The organism is Spirosoma luteolum (assembly GCF_054778875.1).
This window is the reverse complement of sequence record NZ_BAAGZE010000005.1, coordinates 122,174-139,446: the sequence shown is the minus strand read 5'-3', so window position 1 is coordinate 139,446 and position 17,273 is coordinate 122,174. Positions and strand designations below refer to the sequence as shown.

17 protein-coding genes are annotated in these 17,273 nt (G+C 57.1%); 11 read left to right on the top strand and 6 right to left on the bottom strand.

The features are described 5' to 3' along the window. Window positions 1–341: 341 nt before the first annotated feature. The gene (locus ACYVAC_RS08280) at window positions 342–1,379 is read left to right on the top strand and encodes a glutamine synthetase beta-grasp domain-containing protein (protein WP_461097142.1); all 1,038 of its coding nucleotides are present in this window, start codon (window positions 342–344) and stop codon (window positions 1,377–1,379) included. A 73-nt stretch (window positions 1,380–1,452) separates the two neighbouring features. On the opposite strand, the gene ACYVAC_RS08275 is transcribed toward ACYVAC_RS08280, so the two are convergent. Then, complete coding sequence (locus tag ACYVAC_RS08275; protein ID WP_461097600.1) at window positions 1,453–2,523, bottom strand: ATP-binding protein; 1,071 nt, start codon at window positions 2,521–2,523, stop codon at window positions 1,453–1,455. Between the two features lie 300 nt (window positions 2,524–2,823). Here ACYVAC_RS08275 and ACYVAC_RS08270 point away from each other — a divergent pair, with 300 nt between their 5' ends. The 9 genes from ACYVAC_RS08270 to ACYVAC_RS08230 all read left to right on the top strand — a co-directional run bounded on the left by ACYVAC_RS08270 (window position 2,824) and on the right by ACYVAC_RS08230 (window position 11,835). Then, entirely contained in the window at window positions 2,824–5,013 is a 2,190-nt protein-coding gene (locus tag ACYVAC_RS08270) for a glutamine synthetase III family protein (protein ID WP_461097141.1), read from the top strand. Between the two features lie 91 nt (window positions 5,014–5,104). Then, window positions 5,105–6,256, top strand: a complete 1,152-nt coding sequence (locus tag ACYVAC_RS08265) for a M28 family metallopeptidase (protein WP_461097140.1) — start codon at window positions 5,105–5,107, stop codon at window positions 6,254–6,256. 82 nt (window positions 6,257–6,338) lie between these two features. Beyond that, a complete protein-coding gene (locus ACYVAC_RS08260; RefSeq protein ID WP_461097139.1) occupies window positions 6,339–6,902 on the top strand; it encodes a hypothetical protein in 564 nt (187 codons plus the stop codon). Window positions 6,903–6,986: 84 nt separating this feature from the next. Continuing rightward, the gene (locus ACYVAC_RS08255; protein WP_461097138.1) at window positions 6,987–7,847 is read left to right on the top strand and encodes an AAA family ATPase; all 861 of its coding nucleotides are present in this window, start codon (window positions 6,987–6,989) and stop codon (window positions 7,845–7,847) included. An 81-nt stretch (window positions 7,848–7,928) separates the two neighbouring features. Further along, window positions 7,929–9,116 (top strand): vWA domain-containing protein, encoded by a 1,188-nt coding sequence (locus ACYVAC_RS08250; RefSeq protein ID WP_461097137.1) that lies wholly within the window; start codon window positions 7,929–7,931, stop codon window positions 9,114–9,116. Between the two features lie 40 nt (window positions 9,117–9,156). Then, window positions 9,157–9,528, top strand: a complete 372-nt coding sequence (locus ACYVAC_RS08245; protein WP_461097136.1) for a hypothetical protein — start codon at window positions 9,157–9,159, stop codon at window positions 9,526–9,528. A 30-nt stretch (window positions 9,529–9,558) separates the two neighbouring features. Further along, complete coding sequence (locus tag ACYVAC_RS08240) at window positions 9,559–10,257, top strand: RsmE family RNA methyltransferase (RefSeq protein WP_461097135.1); 699 nt, start codon at window positions 9,559–9,561, stop codon at window positions 10,255–10,257. Further along, complete coding sequence (locus tag ACYVAC_RS08235) at window positions 10,254–10,913, top strand: DUF4159 domain-containing protein (RefSeq protein WP_461097134.1); 660 nt, start codon at window positions 10,254–10,256, stop codon at window positions 10,911–10,913. Before ACYVAC_RS08240 ends, ACYVAC_RS08235 begins: the two co-directional genes overlap by 4 nt. Window positions 10,914–11,028: 115 nt before the next feature. Beyond that, on the top strand, window positions 11,029–11,835 hold the full coding sequence (locus ACYVAC_RS08230) for an acyl-CoA desaturase (RefSeq protein ID WP_461097599.1): 807 nt from the start codon (window positions 11,029–11,031) through the stop codon (window positions 11,833–11,835). A gap of 243 nt (window positions 11,836–12,078) precedes the next feature. Here ACYVAC_RS08230 and ACYVAC_RS08225 read toward each other — a convergent pair whose 3' ends face one another. The 3 genes from ACYVAC_RS08225 to ACYVAC_RS08215 are packed head-to-tail and all read right to left on the bottom strand — an operon-like array spanning window position 12,079 to window position 15,407. After that, window positions 12,079–12,606 carry a 5' nucleotidase, NT5C type gene (locus ACYVAC_RS08225; RefSeq protein WP_461097133.1) on the bottom strand — a complete coding sequence of 176 codons (528 nt, stop codon included), beginning with the start codon at window positions 12,604–12,606 and terminating at the stop codon, window positions 12,079–12,081. Window positions 12,607–12,641: 35 nt separating this feature from the next. Beyond that, a complete protein-coding gene (locus tag ACYVAC_RS08220) occupies window positions 12,642–14,096 on the bottom strand; it encodes a dihydrolipoamide acetyltransferase family protein (RefSeq protein WP_461097132.1) in 1,455 nt (484 codons plus the stop codon). Window positions 14,097–14,150: 54 nt separating this feature from the next. After that, complete coding sequence (locus ACYVAC_RS08215; protein ID WP_461097131.1) at window positions 14,151–15,407, bottom strand: competence/damage-inducible protein A; 1,257 nt, start codon at window positions 15,405–15,407, stop codon at window positions 14,151–14,153. A gap of 143 nt (window positions 15,408–15,550) precedes the next feature. Between ACYVAC_RS08215 and ACYVAC_RS08210 the strand changes: the two genes are divergently transcribed. Next, window positions 15,551–16,324: a DUF4197 domain-containing protein gene (locus tag ACYVAC_RS08210; RefSeq protein ID WP_461097130.1), complete on the top strand. Its 774-nt coding sequence runs from the start codon at window positions 15,551–15,553 to the stop codon at window positions 16,322–16,324. Between the two features lie 102 nt (window positions 16,325–16,426). Here ACYVAC_RS08210 and ACYVAC_RS08205 read toward each other — a convergent pair whose 3' ends face one another. Next, a complete protein-coding gene (locus tag ACYVAC_RS08205; RefSeq protein WP_461097129.1) occupies window positions 16,427–16,816 on the bottom strand; it encodes a group III truncated hemoglobin in 390 nt (129 codons plus the stop codon). Window positions 16,817–16,838: 22 nt separating this feature from the next. Then, window positions 16,839–17,186 carry an arsenate reductase gene (locus ACYVAC_RS08200; RefSeq protein WP_461097128.1) on the bottom strand — a complete coding sequence of 116 codons (348 nt, stop codon included), beginning with the start codon at window positions 17,184–17,186 and terminating at the stop codon, window positions 16,839–16,841. Between the last annotated feature and the right edge of the window lie 87 nt (window positions 17,187–17,273).

The window sequence follows — 17,273 nt, the reverse complement described above, 5'->3', positions numbered from 1 at the left end:
GTATCACCCACAAATCTCCAGATCGGCGGTAACCAGCTGGAAGCGACGGCCTAAGTGGTTAGAAAAGTACCGTCAATGCAGTCAACAGTTTGAAAATAAGGCCGTGCGGGCCGAGAAACGGCGCCAATTGGGTAACTGCCGTGTTGAGTGAATGTTATGAGAATTTAGTAGTAAATACGGTCTTTTTGTGCATATTACGAATTAAAAGTATAATTTTTCTACAAAATCAGTATTAAATAGGGTCTTTTTCAAAATCGCCCTTTATTAATTTTGTGATTGGCGTGTATATTTGCCGAACGTATTGCAACGAAGCCCAAATCTGATTAAATCCACCTGTACTCATGGTAAAGTCGAAGTTAGAATACATTTGGCTGGACGGTTACAAGCCAACCCAAAGCCTGCGTTCGAAGACGAAAATCGAAGGTGATTTCTCCGGTAAACTCGAAGATTGCCCCATGTGGTCGTTCGACGGCTCGTCGACCGAACAGGCACCGGGCGGCTCGTCCGACTGTCTGCTGAAGCCGGTTTTCATCTGCCCTGATCCACAGCGTAAGAATGGTTACCTCGTCATGTGCGAAGTGCTGAACGCCGATGGCACCCCCCACGAGACGAACGGCCGGGCTACCATTCAGGATGACGACAATGATTTCTGGTTTGGCTTCGAGCAGGAGTACTTCCTGTGGGATATGTCGATCAACAAGCCGCTGGGCTTTCCCGCCGAAGGGTTCCCAACCCGGGGGCAGGGCCCGTACTACTGCTCGGTTGGCGCTCAGAACGCCTACGGCCGGTACATTGTTGAAGAGCACCTTGATGCCTGCCTCGAAGCAGGTCTGAACGTAGAAGGCATCAATGCCGAAGTAGCGACGGGTCAGTGGGAGTTCCAGATCTTTGCCAAAGGCGCGCAGGCTGCCGGCGACGAAATCTGGGTGGCCCGCTACCTCCTGGAGCGCATCGGCGAAAAATATAATGTTTCGATCAACTGGCATTGCAAGCCCCTGGGCGACACCGACTGGAACGGCTCGGGTATGCACGCCAACTTCTCGAACACGGCACTCCGTACGGCTGGCAACAAAGCCACCTACGACACGATCTGCCAGGCGTTCGGTCGTACGCCCGAGGTGATCAAGGAGCACATCGACGTATACGGCGCCGACAACCACATGCGTCTGACCGGCAAGCACGAAACGCAGTCGATCGATCAGTTCTCGTATGGTGTATCGGACCGCGGTGCGTCGATCCGTATCCCCATCGCTACGGTAGAGCGCGGCTGGAAAGGCTGGCTCGAAGATCGCCGGCCCAACTCGGCTGCCGATCCATACAAAGTAGCCGCGGTGATCATCAAGACCGTTAAGTCGGCCGACGTGCTGCAGACGGCCTAAGCTGATCAGCCAACACACTTTTCAAAGCCCGGTTCCGCAAGGAGCCGGGCTTTGGCGTTGTATACGCGTCTGTCTAAACCACAAATGACTGAAAATTTGTCTGATTAATTAGGTTGAAGCTGGCTTCCGGGTAGTTCGTCTGCCAGGAAGCGGGTGGGCCTGCCTGCTTATTGCCGAATTTAAACTCGAAGCCACTCAACTGCCCATGCGCATCTTCGACATAATCCAGTTCGGCACCGGTGTACGTTCGCCAGAAATAACTCGTGGCCAAGTGACCTGTGTAGGCGTTTCGTTTGTGCCGTTCGGCCACCAGAAAGTTCTCCCAGAGGGCGCCTACGTCATTGCGCAGATCGAGTGGCTGAAAATTATCGATCAACATATTGCGGATACCCAGGTCGACAAAGTAAATCTTATCCATCTTGGTCACTTCTTTGCGCAGGTTTCGGCTGAAGCCCGACAGACGAAATACGACGAACGCTTTTTCCAGAAGATCAATGTAGGTGTTGACTGTATCTTTGCTCATTCCCAGTGCGTTACCCAATTCGTTGGTCGATACTTCACTCCCTATCTGAAACGCCAGTAGTTGCAATAGTCGGCGCAACTTATCTGCATAACGGATCGAGCCCATTTCCAGAATGTCTTTATAGAGGTAAGCCGACGCCAGCTCGTGCAGATAGTGTCGCTTGTCGGCTACGTTGGGGAGTTGCAGGGTATCGGGATAAGACCCAAACCGAAGGAGTTCGGGCAGGCGTTGTTGCAGTTCGAAGGCATTGTGCTGCTGCCGTAGCTCGCATACGGCAACCGGCCACAACTCATACGTCCAGGTTCGCCCAGTCAATGGCTCTCGGGTCCGGTTGGCCAGTTCGAATGACGAGGAACCGGTTGCAATAATTTTCAGGTTGGGCAATCCATCATGCAGTATCTTCAGGTTGATACCGATGTCGGCAATTCGTTGAGCCTCATCGATAAACAGCAGGTCGTAACCTTCGGTCAGCAGCTTCATCTGCGTCAGATCCCGACTCGCCAATATGGTTTGACAAACCAGTTCATCGGCGTTGATCAGCAATGACTTATACGGTAAATCGCGCAGCAGTGACCGGATAAGCGTTGTTTTGCCGACCTGCCGGGGACCATAGAGAATAATAATTTTCGATCACTTCAGAAGGCGCTGCCGAATGGTATCAGTGAGTAAGCGTGGAAAGACTATCATCGCATTTGCGTTAATTTGGCTAATCTATTCGCCAAATTAACGCAAATATGACGTATTGTAAAGCGCATTACCGTTGACGTGCTGCAGACGGCCTAAGCTGATCAGCCAACACACTTTTCAAAGCCCGGTTCCGTAAGGAGCCGGGCTTTTTTTTGGGCGTCGTTGCATAGGGGCCGGACGCCGTGTATGTTTGGAAACAAGAATGTTTCCTTAACCACCCCGTGTGCCGGACCTATGTCAAATTTTCGCTTTAAAGCCCTCGAAATAGCCCAGAACCGGCAGGCCATGGCCGTAGCAGCTCCCGCCGAGCGGGTCGCTGATTTTTTCGGCAGCAACACCTTCAACAACGAGGTGATGCGCAGCCTGCTCTCGCCCGAAGCGTACCTGAAAGTAACCGAAGCCATCCAGACCAACGGACAGATAGACCGGGCCATCGCCGACGAGGTAGCCGGCGCCATGAAGGCCTGGGCCACGGCGCGGGGCGCTACCCACTATACCCACTGGTTTCAGCCGCTGACGGGCGAGACGGCCGAGAAGCACGACGCTTTTTTCGACATCACCGTCGACGGTAAAGCCATCGAGAAGTTTAAGGGCGGGGCACTGGTGCAGCAGGAGCCCGATGCGTCATCGTTTCCGAACGGGGGCCTGCGCAATACCTTCGAAGCCCGCGGCTATACCGGCTGGGACCCTTCGTCGCCGGCGTTTCTGATGGAAAACGGAGCCGGGGGCAAAACGCTCTGCATTCCGTCGGTCTTCATTGCCTATACCGGCGAAGCCCTCGACTATAAAACCCCCCTCCTCAAGGCGCTCAACGCCATCGACAAAGCCGCCACGGCCGTTTGCCAGTATTTCGACCGGAATATCGCCAAAGTAACGCCCACCCTCGGCCCGGAACAGGAGTATTTCGTGGTCGACCGGGCGTTGTTTTATGCCCGGCCCGATCTGGTACTGACCGGGCGCACGGTGTTTGGCCACCAGCCCGCCCGCGGTCAGCAACTCGACGATCATTACTTTGGCTCCATCCCCCCCCGCATCAATGCGTTTATGGTCGACTTCGAGTTTGAGTCGATGAAGCTCGGCATGCCCGTCCGGACGCGCCATAACGAAGTGGCACCGGGCCAGTTCGAAGTGGCCCCCACCTTTGAGGAGGTCAACCTGGCCGTCGATCACAATGCCCTGCTCATGGATCTGATGCAGCGCATTGCCGAGAAGCATAACCTGAAAGTGCTGTTTCATGAGAAGCCCTTTGCGGGCATCAACGGCAGCGGTAAACACAATAACTGGTCGCTGGGTACCAATACGGGTGTCAACCTGCTGGCGCCCAGTACCAGGCCGAAAGAAAGCCTGCGGTTTCTGACTTTCCTGGTCAACGTGGTAAAAGCCGTGCACGACAACGCCGATCTGCTGCGGGCCAGCATCGCGTCGGCGGGCAACGAGCACCGGCTGGGGGCCAACGAAGCGCCACCGGCTATCGTGTCGGTGTTTCTGGGTGAGTCGCTGACGCAGGCACTCAACGACCTCGAAACCAAGTCGGAAGTCACGGTCAATAAAGGCGACAACGTGTATTATAAGCTGGGCCTGAATCGGATACCGAGTCTGATGCGCGACAATACTGACCGCAACCGCACTTCACCGTTTGCCTTCACCGGCAATAAGTTCGAGTTCAGGGCGGTGGGCAGCTCAGCCAACTCGGCCTCGACCATGACCGTGCTCAACGCCATCGTGGCCGATCAGCTCAACAAATTCAAGTCGGACCTCGACGGGCGGCTGGCCCGGGGCGAAAAGAAAGAGCTGGCCATTGTCGATATTCTGAAAGAGTATTATGCCAACAGCAAACGGATTCTGTTCGAAGGCAATGGCTATTCGGAGGAATGGGTAGCCGAAGCGGCCGAGCGGGGGCTGTCGAACATCAAGTCGTCGCCCGAAGCGCTGAGCGTATTTGTATCGCCCGAGTCGCTGTCACTTTTCGAACGCACGGGGGTCATGAACCACGCCGAAGTGGAGTCGCGCTACGAAATCGAGCTGGAGAAGTACGTTAAAAACGTGCAGATCGAGTCGCGGGTAATGGGTGATCTGGCCATGAATCACGTAGTTTCGACGGCGTTCAAGTACCAGAATAAACTGGCCGAAACTGCCCGTAACCTGGTTGAACTGGGCATGACGGAGGAAGCACAGCCTATCAAAGACCTGCTGCGCGATATTTCGGCGCGCGTAACGGCCATCAAACGCAATGTGGAGTCGATGGTAGAAGCCCGCAAACGGGCCAACAACGTGGGCGACACCGTGGAGCGCGCCCGGCTCTACGCCACCGACGTGAAAGACCATTTCGACCCCATCCGCTACGAGGTCGACAAGCTGGAGCAGATCGTCGACGACGAAGACTGGCCGCTGGTGAAATACCGGGAGTTGCTGTTCGTGAAGTAGAAGATACCCTGGCCAGACGGGGGCTGTCGAGGGCGTGTAGCGGTGGGCTGCACCCATCGGCAGCCCCTCCCTCTTTTCCGTACGCATTGCCATGCTCAGAACCATTGTTGCCGAATTAAGCCGCCTGCCGCACCGGGGAGCGGCTACGCCCAACGAAGCCGAAGCCGCGCGCCTGCTCGAGACCTACCTGACCGAGATGGGAGCCGATGTGCGGATCGAGCCTTTCCGGACGCCCAAAACCTACGTGTCGCTGGTGTACTGGCTGCTGGGTGGTATCGTATTTGGGCTGTCGTTTTCCAGGCCGTCGCTCTGGGTGGCCCTGTTCGTCTGGATTTATGTGGTGCTGGCATGGCTTTATTTCAACTGGCGCAGTTCACCGGTTACGACCTTTCCGCCCCTCAGCACGGGGCACAACGTGATTGGCCGGTGGGCAGCCACGGGCGATGCGCCGGCTCCGCACATCGTGCTGATGGCGCACTACGATACGGCCCCCGTGTCGCTGCTGTACGGGCCCAGGCAACAGACTTCGTTCCGGGCCTCGCTGATTCTGTCGCTGTCGCTCATGCTACTGGCGGGTATAGCGGTCACGGTCGAAGCCATCATGGGGGCAGGGCTGCCGTGGCTGCCGTGGGTGCGCTACGGCCTCATCGCCTATTTTCTGGGGCAGGCCATGCTGGGAACGGCCGGGTACTGGCAGCACGGCTACACCAACGGCGCGAGCGACAATGCGACGGGGGTGGCAGCCGCCCTGGCAACGGCCGAGCGGCTGCGGGCGCTGTCGGGCGTGACAGTGGAGGTGGCCCTGACCAGTGCCGAAGAAGCCGGCATGATTGGTGCTCAGCACTACGTAAAGGCCCACAAAGCGACGTGGCCCGCTGGCCAGACGATGGCGATCAATTTCGATACGCTGGGTGCCGGCAAGCTGACCGTCGTGGAGCAGACCGGTACCGTGGAGGTGATCCGGTACAATAACGAACCAACCCGGCTGGCCCGCGCCCTGGTCGATACGGCGGCTTTCAAAAGCCGGGCGCAGGTGGGCCGCTGGCATACCGCCGACTTCGACAGTGTGTGGTTTGTGCGGGCGGGTATTCCGATACTGGCGCTGTGCGCGCTCGATCCCGCCGGGCGAATGCCGCGCATCCACCGGCCCAACGATCGGGCCGATGCCGTCGACCTGACCCCGGCGCAGGATGCGGTCGACCTGGCCGAAGCCGTAGTCTGGCAGTGGCTGGCGGGTCGGTAGCTTCGGCTGCCCGCTGTAGCGAATGCCGGGCGACTTTTTCGGATTCATTCGTGGAGACCACCCTTTTCATTACTTTTGCGCTATGGCAAACTACAAAAACGAAGGGTTCGACCCCGAGGAAATCAACGCCCTGAAAGAAGAGTGTCGCGCAGCCGGCAAGTCGTTTATCTATGTAGAAGACGATGATCTGGACGTGCTCGAAACGGGCGAATGCGTTCATATTCAGTTTCCGGGCGCCTACATGGGTGAGGAAGTGATTTACGACGCGCTGGTCTACACGCTTCGGTTGCACCACAGCAGCCTGGTATACGAGATGGCGGTTGAGCAGGTGCAGAAAACCTATCCCGACTACACGCCACCCGAAGAGCGCGAGGCTGGTTATACCATCTCGGCCGAGCGTGAAGAAGAAGCCGAAACGGCGCTGACCGAGATCATCGAGGAAATCGAAGAATCGGAAACCATCAAGGTACAGGAGCACATCGAAATCGATACCGAGTCGGATTATGGTATTGCGCTCGACGCCTGCCTGAACGCCGAAGAAATAACCGACGAGGTTATCGAGAACTTTATCCGGCAGTTCAAAGCCAATTCACTGTCGCTCGACAACACGTTGTATTCGTTTACGAGCGAAGAGGACGACGAATAGCCTGTGCAGTTTATTGTTTTTGGTTTATAGTTTGTAGTTTTCGGGGCTATCTCAAAAACTACAAACTATAAGCGTTTAACCGCCATGCCGACGTTTTCGGGGACTGATACGTACGTTGCCACACACGAATTGAGCATTGCGGTAAACGCAGCGATCGAATTAGAAAAACCACTCCTGATCAAAGGCGAGCCCGGCACCGGCAAAACGCTCCTGGCTTACGAGATTGCCCAGGCCCTTCAGAAGCCCCTCTACACCTGGCATATCAAATCGACGACGACGGCCCAGCAGGGCCTCTATGAGTTCGACGCCGTGGCCCGGCTGCGCGACTCCCAGCTGCTGGCCGGCCCCGATGGCAATAGCCGTATCAGCGACCTCAGCCATTACCTCCGCAAGGGAAAGATATGGGAAGCTTTTGCCGCCGATGAGCCGGCGGTGTTGCTGATCGATGAAATCGATAAGGCCGATATCGAGTTTCCCAACGACCTCCTGCAGGAACTCGACCGGATGGAGTTCTACTGCTATGAGCTGCAACAGACCATTCGGGCGCGGCACCGGCCCATTGTCATCATCACGTCTAACAACGAAAAAGAGCTGCCCGACGCGTTTCTGCGCCGGTGCTTCTTTCATTTTATTCGTTTCCCCGACCGGGCCACCATGCAGCAGATTGTGATGGTGCATTTTCCGGCCTTGCCCCACGAACTGATGGTGAAGGCGATGGCTGTCTTTTACAGCATCCGCGATGCCAAGGCACTGCGTAAAAAGCCATCGACCAGCGAGTTTATCGACTGGTTGCGACTGCTGCTGGCTGCGGGCGTTACCGACGAAGATCTGACCGATCTGGAAGCGCTGAACGAAATGCCGCCCTACCTGGGGGCACTCCTTAAGAATGAGCAGGATACGAATCTGATCACCGCGCTCCGCCAAAAAGGGAACCGGCCTTACTGACCAAATTCTGGCAAGTGTTTTGCGGGTTTTTGCCCTGACAGCCATACCCCGTGGCTGATCATTGGCTAACCTGAACCGGTAATGTTTCTTTCTTTTTTCCTGCTGCTCCGGCAGCATGCGCTCCCTGTATCCATTCCGGAATACCTTACCATGCTGGCTGCGCTGCGCAGCCGGGTAACGGTTAGCCGCATCGATGATTTCTACGCCCTCAGCAAAACCATTCTGATCAAACACGAACAGCACCTCGACCTGTTCGACCGTTTGTTCGAGCAGTTTGTGCGTGAGCAGCCAACGACCCCTCTGAGCCTGCTGCCCGAATTGCCGCCCAACTGGCTGCGCGCGGCCTTCGAGCAGGAAGCCGGCACGCCCGAGTGGACCGACATTGCGGCTCAGGGCGGCCTAGACCGACTGTGGGCCGATCTTCGGCAGTTGCTCGACGAATCAGGGCCGGAGTCGGCTGGAGAAGGCAATCGTCCCGGAGCCGGTACGTCGTTACTGGATGCGATGCGGGGCGACACCGCTGAGCCGGTCGATTCGACGGGGGGGCGGCAGCAGGAGGGTAAGCTCTGGGAGAGCCGGGCCTACCGCAATTATGACGACACGCTGGAACTGAACACCCGCAACCTGAAGATGGCCCTGCGCCGGCTCCGGATGCTGACCCGTGAAGGCCCCGCTACCGAACTCGATCTGGCCAGTACCATCGAACAGACAACCCGCAACGCCGGCCTGCTCGATATCCGGATGCGCCCGCCCCGCCACAACCGCGTCAAGGTGCTGATGCTGTTCGACGTGGGGGGGTCTATGGACGATCACATCGACCTGTGCGCGCAGTTATTTTCGGCGGCCCGCTACCAGTTCAAACAGCTTGACTTTCTGTATTTCCATAACTGCGTGTATGACCGGCTCTGGCGCGACAACAGCCGTCGGCGCGAGCAGGTATCGACATTCGAGGTGCTGCATAAGTACGGCCGCGATTACAACGTGATTTTTGTGGGCGATGCCAGCATGTCGCCCTACGAACTGACCATGCCGCAGGGAAGCGTTGAGCATTACAACGAAGAGGCCGGGCTGGTCTGGCTCGACCGGTTCCGGCAGCATTTTCCCCGGCTGGTCTGGCTGAATCCGTTTACGGCGGGCTACTGGCAGTACACGCCCAGTATTCAGCTCGTGCGCGACTGGTCGGGCAACCGCATGTTTCCGCTCACGCTCAGCGGGCTCGAGCAGGCCATGAAAAGTTTGGTGAACCCCAAGGTGGTTTTTACCGGATAAAGCGTAGGTTGCTGCATTACTCCTAAACCCACCGATTGGTATGGCGCGTACACTTCTGCTGGGGCTGCTGGGCCTGGCCCTGCTGCTGGAACTGGCCCTGACCGGGGGCGCTTTTTTCGCCCGTGAGGCTACACTCCAGCAATTCGGCGTAGCGCTCTCCTCCGACACCTCCTTCCTGGGGTATATTGTGGCCTGGCTGTTGCTGTTTGTATCGCTGGTGTGTGCGCTGGCGCTCTACCAGGTGTGGCACAACACGCCCGACTACGCTACCCTCTGTTACGGGCTGGGTATCTGGTGGGTAGGCATCGGCATTGGCATCTATCTGGCTTTCGGCAAACCCGACAACCTGCTGCTCGATAGCCTGAAAGGCGGCCTGCTGGTCGTACTGACCAACCGCAGTCGCCGGCGCTAGAAATGGGGCTGGGTGTTATCTTTGCTATCTATGCATCTGTTTTACCAGCCTGGGCTACCTACTGCCCTTTACTTGCCTGAGGATGAATCGCGCCATGCCGTGAAAACGCTCCGGCTGGGTACCGGCGACGCAATTGCCGTGACTGACGGACACGGAAACCGCTACGCTGCCGTTATAACGTCGACTGATCCGCGTCGGTGTGCGTTCCGGATTTCAGGCGTGCAAGCCACTCCTCCGCGTCCGTTTTCGGTGCGGATCTGCGTGGCGCCCACCAAAAGTCCGGATCGTATCGAATGGTTTGTGGAAAAGGCAGTGGAGATTGGCATCGAGCGGATCAGTTTCTTTTTTGGCCAGCACTCCGAACGGCGGCACCTGAAGCTCGACCGGCTCACGAAAATTGCGGTGGCGGCCATGAAGCAGTCGCTGCAGGATCACCTGCCGCAGCTCGACGAAGCCGTCTCGTTTAGTGACCTGATTGCCGGCATCGACGCGTCGGAACGCTTCATTGCCCATCTACCCGACGATGCGCCCCCCGTGGGCTTGCAGCAGCGGGCAACGCCGGGCCTCTCTTACGCCGTATTGATTGGGCCGGAGGGCGATTTCAGTGCGGCTGAACTGCAGCAGGCGATGGCCGCTGGCTTTCAACAGGTAACGCTGGGGCATACCCGGCTTCGTACCGAAACGGCCGCCCTGACGGCCTGTCAGCTCTTAACGTTTATAAACGGATGAAAAAAATCCTGCTCACGCTGTTTCTGTGCCAGGCGACTCTGACTGTGTCGATGGGGCAATATGCTTATAAGATTGCCAAGCTGAAATACGGTGGCGGGGGCGACTGGTACGCCAATAAAACGTCGTTGCCCAACCTGATCAAATTTGCCAACGCCAACCTCCGCATGAACATCTTCCCCGAAGAAGACATTGTGGAGCCCGGCAGCCCCGACCTGTTTGGCTATCCGTTTGTGCACATGACCGGCCACGGCAACGTAACATTTACCGAGGCCGACGTGCAGAACATGCGTCGGTATCTGATGTCGGGCGGCTTTCTGCACGTCGACGATAACTACGGGATGGACAAGTTTATCCGGCGCGAGATGAAGAAAGTATTTCCCGAACTGAATTTCGTGGAGCTGCCCTTTAACCACCCCATCTACCAGCAGCGCTTCAAATTCGCGACGGGCCTGCCCAAAGTGCACGAACACGATGGCAAGGCTCCGCAGGGCTTCGGCCTGATCTACCAGGGCCGACTGGTTTGTTTCTACAGCTATGAGTGCGATCTGGGCAACGGCTGGGAAGATCAGAGCGTGTACAACGACCCCGAACCCGTGCGGCAGCAGGCGCTGCGCATGGGCGCCAATCTGCTGCAGTATGCCACAACCGTAAATTAAGTGACGGTATTATTTCAAGAATGCAACCCAAACAGCTAAGAATTACGTTAGTTTTGTAGGAGTATTTAAAGTCGCCCCCTGCGCCTGTCATTACTTATAACCAACCGTTACTGTGATCGTTGTCATTATCGCCTTTCTGGGCCACTGGTACCTGTCTCTGTTCTGCCAAACGTTTTTCCTGCACCGCTATTCGGCGCATAAAATGTTCTCGATGAACAAATTCTGGGAGCGCTTTTTCTACGCCCTGACCTATATCTCGCAGGGGTCGTCGTACCTGAGTCCACGCGCCTACGCTGTGCTGCACCGGATGCACCACGCCTTCAGCGATACGCCTAAAGATCCTCACTCGCCCCACCACACCAAAAACGTATTTACGATGATGTGGAAGACGAAAGATATTTATAACGCCGTTTTGCACCGCAAACAAACCGTTGAGCGGCAGTTCGATCGCAACTATCCCGAGTGGAATTTTATCGAGAAAGTAGGCGACTCCTGGATTTCGCGCGCGGGTTGGGCCATTCTCTACAGCGTGTTTTACATCTTCGCGTTCCTGTACCTCGATATGCACTGGGCGTTCTTCTTCCTACTGCCCGTACACTTCGTGATGGGACCCGTACACGGTGCTATCGTCAACTGGAGTGGCCACAAATACGGCTATGCCAACTTTGATAACCAGGATCAGTCGAAAAACTCGCTTATTCTGGATGTGGTTATGATGGGCGAGCTGTTCCAGAACAACCACCACAAGCGGCCTAACTCGGCCAACTTCGGTGCCAAGTGGTTTGAATTCGACCCGACCTATCCCGTTATTACCCTGCTCCACAAGCTGCATATCGTGCGGTTGCGGCCCTCGGCAGAAGCCAAAAAAGCACAGTTGGAAGTGGGTCACGACCGGCTGGTCGACAAAGAAGTTGAGGCCTAGTCGACAGACTGATTCTCCCAATTAGAAGGTGGTGTTTGCTTCGGCAGGCACCACTTTTTTTGTGTCCGGACGATTGAATAAGGCAATAGTAAGACCACGTAGCGCCCCCGCCCCGATCAGTTTATGTATCGGTACTGATCTCAGGGTGCGATGCTTACTATGGCCTGCCAAAACGAGGGGGGGCTAAATGGTATCATCGTCGACACCAATCAGCCCCCCCTCGGTTCATAATAAGACCCGTGGCTACAGTAGCGCGCGGGCTACGTCGTCCCACGAGCGAACCCGCCGGAACTCGGTGTCGTGGCGGTTGTGCAGCGCGTCGAACAGTAGCCCCTCGCCCTGAAAGGTGCGCAGGTTGCGGGGCAGATCGTCGATCAGAAAATCGGTATTCAGCACGCTTTTGTCGCCCAGAAACACGTAGTGGTGCCAGGTGATGGCCGGAAAATGCTCCTGCAGCCAGTCCCACTTTTCGCGGAGCGAGTTCGGGAATTCCTGCGCGGCTGTGGCTACAAACACCTCGTAACGATCCATCAGGCTGGCAATGACCTCCTGGGCGCCTTCCATCACGGGGATGTCGCGGAAAAAGCCCGGCTCGTAAACGCGATCCGAAATGGCCTTGTATTCGTGCTCATCGAAGAGTTCATGAAACGACTTCTCCTTCAGCTCGTCCAGCGTATAGCGGGGCGTTTCGCCCTCCAGGTAAAGCCGGATAAACTTGGCGTGGGTGTCGGCCATGACATCGTCCATGTCGATGGCAATGCGTTGTTTCATGCAGGTACTGCGGTTTCAGGTTGTAAAAAAGCGAATTAGAGGGTGGTTGAGCCGTCGAACTTCTCCAGGTAATCGGCCACGCGCCGGACAAACTGACCCCCCAGCGATCCATCGACCACGCGGTGATCGTAGGAGTGGGAGAGGAACATCAGCTGCCGGATGCCGATAAAGTCGCCCTGGGGGGTTTCGATCACGGCGGGTTTCTTCACGATGGCGCCAAACGCCATAATGGCCACCTGCGGCTGCATGATGATGGGCGTGCCCATGAGGTTACCAAACGTGCCGATGTTCGAGATGGTGTAGGTGCCACCGGCCAGATCGTCGGCCGTCAGCTTGTTCTCGCGCGCCCGTTTGGTCAGGTCGTTGACTTTTTTGGTCAGGCCTACCAGGTTGTACTGATCGGCATTGTGAATGACCGGTACGATCAGGTTGCCTGAGGGCAGCGCTACGGCCATACCGATGTTGATCGACTTCCGGACCCGGATGCTGTCGCCTTCTACCGATACGTTGATCATCGGGAAGTCGCGGATGGCCTTGGCCACCGCTTCGATCAGAATGGGCGTGTAGGTCAGGTTTTCGCCGGTCTGTTTCTTAAACAAGTCTTTGACGCGGGTTCGCCACTCGACCACCGGGGTCATATCGGCCTCCACAAACGAACTGACGTGGGGCGAGGTCTGCTTCGATTCGACCATGCGCTGCGCAATCATCTTGCGCATCCGGTCCATCTGCACCAGATCCGACTCGCCGTTGAGCGAGCCCGTAACTGGCATAACGGCTGCCGGTGCGGAGCTGGGTGCTGCCGGTGCTGCTTTGGGAGCCGTCGGCTGGGCGGGGGCCGATACGGCTGCGGGAGCAGCCGATTGGGGTCCTTCGGCACGTTCGAGGACGTAGGCCAGAATATCTTTCTTGGTTACCCGGTTTTCAGCGCCCGACCCCGGAATGCGGTCGAGTTCATCGCGCGATACGTTTTCTTCCCGGGCAATGTTCAACACCAGGGGCGAGTAGAACCGGTCGGCAAAAACGGGTTTATCGCCGGCCAGGGCCGTGGGCGATACGGCCACCGCTTTGTCGGGCAGGGGGGTAGCCGATCGGGTGCTCATGGCGGCAATACTCGTTTCCAGTTCCCGCGCCGATTCCAGTATCTCGGTCTGTTCGGGTTCGGCCGGCACGTTGGCAACGTCGCCAATACCCACCGGCGTTTGCGCGGCCGGGGTTAGCTCTCCCGCGGGGGCGGTACTGCCATCGGCGGGTGTATCGACTTCGATGCGGGCAATGGGGGCGCCCACGGCCACAACGTCGCCATCGTTGACCAGGCGTTCGCGCAGGATGCCGTTATAGAGCGAGGGCACTTCGGTATCGACCTTGTCAGTCGCTACTTCCAGTACCGACTCGTCGATATCGATTCGGTCGCCGGGCTGTTTGAGCCACGAGATAACCGTGCATTCCATGATACTTTCGCCCATTTTGGGCATAACCATGTCGGTAAGCATGATGAATTCGGTGGTGAAGGTTTATCAGGATTTGTTCATGAAGTGCATTAGAATTCAGGCGTCGGCCAGCAACTGCTCGCGGAGCAGGTTCAGTACGTAGGTTGTCGTAAGCTGGATGTTCTGGTCGCGGTATTGCCCCAGGGTAAGCCGCCGGGTTTTGGTTTGGTTGGCCGTTGCCACGGCGATCCAGACCGTACCGACGGGTTTGTCGGGTGTACCACCGCCGGGGCCGGCAATGCCGCTCGTGGCAATGCCTACATCGGTTTTGAGCCGCTGCCGAACCCCCTCGGCCATCTGCCGGATGGTTTCTTCGCTGACGGCTCCGTGGGTGGCCAGCGTGTCGGGCGATACACCCAGCAAATCGGTTTTGAGCGCATTGCTGTAGCTGACTACACTGCCCTGGAAATAAGCCGATGCGCCGGGTACTTTGGTGAGCTGGGCCGATACGTAGCCCCCCGTGCAGCTTTCGGCAGCGCTCAGCGTCAGCCCCCGATCCAGCAGCAGCTTCCCAATCACCGTTTCGAGTTCATCGTCGTCGAAACCAAACACATGGTGCTGGATCAGTGGCAGCACGGCCTGTACCTGCTCGTCGAGTTGGCGGCCCAGCAGTTCGTTGTCGGTGCCGGTGGCCGTCAGCCGGAGCCGAACCTGCCCGAAGTGGGGGAGGTAGGCCAGCTTGATGTGAGCCGGCAAGGCATCTTCCCAGGCTTCGATACGCTCGGCCAGAAACGACTCGCCGATGCCAATCGTCCGGATCATTTTATGCCGGATAATGGGCGTCTGGAAATGACCCGCCAGCTTGGGCAGAATCCGATTGGTCATCAGGTGCTTCATCTCGAACGGTACGCCCGGCAGCGACACGTAGACCCGACCTTCGTGCTCAAACCACATGCCCGGCGCGGTGCCCCAGTCGTTCTGCATATACACGGCATTGGCGGGCAAATCGGCCTGGCCGCGATTGAGGTCGGTCATTTCGCGACCCCGCTTCTCGAAGAAACCCGTCACCAGGGCCAGGGCCGTTTCGTTGCGGACCATGCCCACGCCAAAGTAGGTGCAGAGGGTTTTCTTGGTGATATCATCTTTGGTGGGGCCCAGTCCGCCCGTGATGATAATGACATCGGCCCGCTGATGGGCTTCGTGCAGGATGTCCAGAATGGCATCGGCCTGATCGCCCACGGAGGATTTGCGGACGGTGCGAATGCCGATATTGGTCAGCTCGGTGCTAATCCACTGGGTATTGGTATCGGTGATTTGTCCGAACAGTATTTCGTCGCCGATCGTAACCACTTCGGCCCGTATGGTGTTGGTCATAAGAATGAAACGCGGGTCCTGTAAGGAGCGTACCGTTTAGTGTGGGTACTGCAGCTTGTTCCGCAGCCTGCGAAAAAAACGCGCTACGCCTTTTTACATTCGGCCCTGAGCGTGGTCAAAAGTACGGAATTAAACGCAATGGCATGAAACGTAAGCTTATACTGGCGATGTGTGTCGCCCCATTTCTGATGCAGCCGGCCCTGGCCCAAACCACCGACTCGGCGCAGACACAACCGCCAAAACAAAACAAAGTTGGGAAGTTTCTGGAGCAGGTGCTGGGCGCAGCTACCGGCGCCGGGGGAAGTGCGCTGACCAGTGGCGATATTGCCGCCGGGCTAAAAGAAGCGCTGCGGATCGGGATCAGCAACGGCGCCGACAAAGCCTCGCTGACGGACGGATTTTTTAAGAACTCATTAATCAAAATTGCGTTTCCGCCCGAGGCTCAGAAAGTAGCGTCGACCCTGCGGCAGATTGGGCTGGGCGCTCAGGTCGATAAGTTTGAACTGTCGCTTAACCGGGCGGCCGAAGATGCGTCGAAGAAAGCGAAACCCGTTTTTTTTAAAGCCATCACCTCCATGACTATTCAGGATGCCGTCGGTATTCTGCGGGGTTCCAACGATGCGGCTACCCAGTACCTCCGCCGGACATCGGGGCAACAGCTCGTCACGGAATTTACGCCCATCATCGACAGCACCCTGAAGACAAACAACGCTACCCGTTACTACGGCGATCTCGTTACGCGCTATAACAAGCTGCCGTTTGTGCAGAAGGTAAACCCCAATCTGACCGAATACGCGACCAATAAAGCTGTCGATGGCCTGTTCGTGCTGGTGGCGCAGGAAGAGCAGAAGATTCGCGAAAACCCGGCCGCCCGGGTCACTGACCTGCTCAAGCGCGTTTTCGGGGGCGGGAAGTAAGCCTGGGTTCATGGTTTGCGGTTCGTGCCGGGTCGTTAGGCGGTTTGTCGTTCACCATCGCCAAAGGAACCGCCCGGCGGCCCGGCACAAACTACGAACCACTTAACTGTTCAGATACGTCAGCTTGTTGTTCCAGACGAGGGCGATCTGGGTTGCGCGCATCCGAACATCCTCGGCGGTTTGCCCTTCGAAACGTTCGGCCAGTGTCAGCGTAAAGAGCTGGAGCCAGCGCTCGAAATGATCGATCGTGAGCGTGTGCTGCTGATTGATGAGCAGGTGGGGCCGAAACGGGTGCCCCTGGTAGGCGTTGTTGCCCAGAATAATGTTTTCCCAGAATGCGTACATTTTGGGCAGGTGATGCGACCAGTCGACCTGAGCCACATCGGTAAAAATGGGCCCCAGCAGGGGGTCTTCCTGTACTTTCTCGTAAAACGAGTCGACCAGCAAACGGATCGCTGCCGGCGAATCGAGCGCTATCCGGGTCATTGCCATAGGGGTTGAAACGAGCAATCGGTTAGCGGGCAAAGGTGCCGGCATACAGATCGTCTGAATAGCCCAACGCCACAATCGACCCGTTTTGTTCGATCAGGGGCCGTCGAATCACCGAGGGCTTTGCCAGCATCAGCGCAATGGCTCCCTCAGCATCGGTGGGGCGCTCGGCTTCGGGGAGCTTCTTCCAGGTCTGCCCGGCGCGGTTTACCAGTTTGTCCCACGGTTGCTGGGTCAGCCACCGCTCCAGCGTGAGCCGGTCGATGCCCTGTTTTTTATAGTCGTAGAAGGTATAGTCGATACCGTGCTGGGCGAGCCAGGTGCGGGCTTTTTTGACCGTGTCGCAGTTGGGAATGGCGTACAGCGTGTACATAAACAGACAAAAACGTTGGTGAATCCGGTTGCGAAATAGGCAGGAAACCGGCAGGATCAAAAACTTCCGTGCCGGTTTCCGGGGGCG

Excerpts from the sequence above, each read along its gene's own strand:
- ACYVAC_RS08265 (WP_461097140.1), top strand. The coding sequence starts at position 5,105 with ATGCTCAGAACCATTGTTGCCGAATTAAGCCGCCTGCCGCACCGGGGA.
- ACYVAC_RS08255 (WP_461097138.1), top strand. The coding sequence starts at position 6,987 with ATGCCGACGTTTTCGGGGACTGATACGTACGTTGCCACACACGAATTG.
- ACYVAC_RS08250 (WP_461097137.1), top strand. The coding sequence starts at position 7,929 with ATGTTTCTTTCTTTTTTCCTGCTGCTCCGGCAGCATGCGCTCCCTGTA.
- ACYVAC_RS08215 (WP_461097131.1), bottom strand. The coding sequence starts at position 15,407 with ATGACCAACACCATACGGGCCGAAGTGGTTACGATCGGCGACGAAATA.
- ACYVAC_RS08270 (WP_461097141.1), top strand. The coding sequence starts at position 2,824 with ATGTCAAATTTTCGCTTTAAAGCCCTCGAAATAGCCCAGAACCGGCAG.
- ACYVAC_RS08240 (WP_461097135.1), top strand. The coding sequence starts at position 9,559 with ATGCATCTGTTTTACCAGCCTGGGCTACCTACTGCCCTTTACTTGCCT.
- ACYVAC_RS08245 (WP_461097136.1), top strand. The coding sequence starts at position 9,157 with ATGGCGCGTACACTTCTGCTGGGGCTGCTGGGCCTGGCCCTGCTGCTG.
- ACYVAC_RS08235 (WP_461097134.1), top strand. The coding sequence starts at position 10,254 with ATGAAAAAAATCCTGCTCACGCTGTTTCTGTGCCAGGCGACTCTGACT.
- ACYVAC_RS08210 (WP_461097130.1), top strand. The coding sequence starts at position 15,551 with ATGAAACGTAAGCTTATACTGGCGATGTGTGTCGCCCCATTTCTGATG.
- ACYVAC_RS08220 (WP_461097132.1), bottom strand. The coding sequence starts at position 14,096 with ATGCTTACCGACATGGTTATGCCCAAAATGGGCGAAAGTATCATGGAA.
- ACYVAC_RS08260 (WP_461097139.1), top strand. The coding sequence starts at position 6,339 with ATGGCAAACTACAAAAACGAAGGGTTCGACCCCGAGGAAATCAACGCC.
- ACYVAC_RS08280 (WP_461097142.1), top strand. The coding sequence starts at position 342 with ATGGTAAAGTCGAAGTTAGAATACATTTGGCTGGACGGTTACAAGCCA.
- ACYVAC_RS08205 (WP_461097129.1), bottom strand. The coding sequence starts at position 16,816 with ATGGCAATGACCCGGATAGCGCTCGATTCGCCGGCAGCGATCCGTTTG.
- ACYVAC_RS08200 (WP_461097128.1), bottom strand. The coding sequence starts at position 17,186 with ATGTACACGCTGTACGCCATTCCCAACTGCGACACGGTCAAAAAAGCC.
- ACYVAC_RS08225 (WP_461097133.1), bottom strand. The coding sequence starts at position 12,606 with ATGAAACAACGCATTGCCATCGACATGGACGATGTCATGGCCGACACC.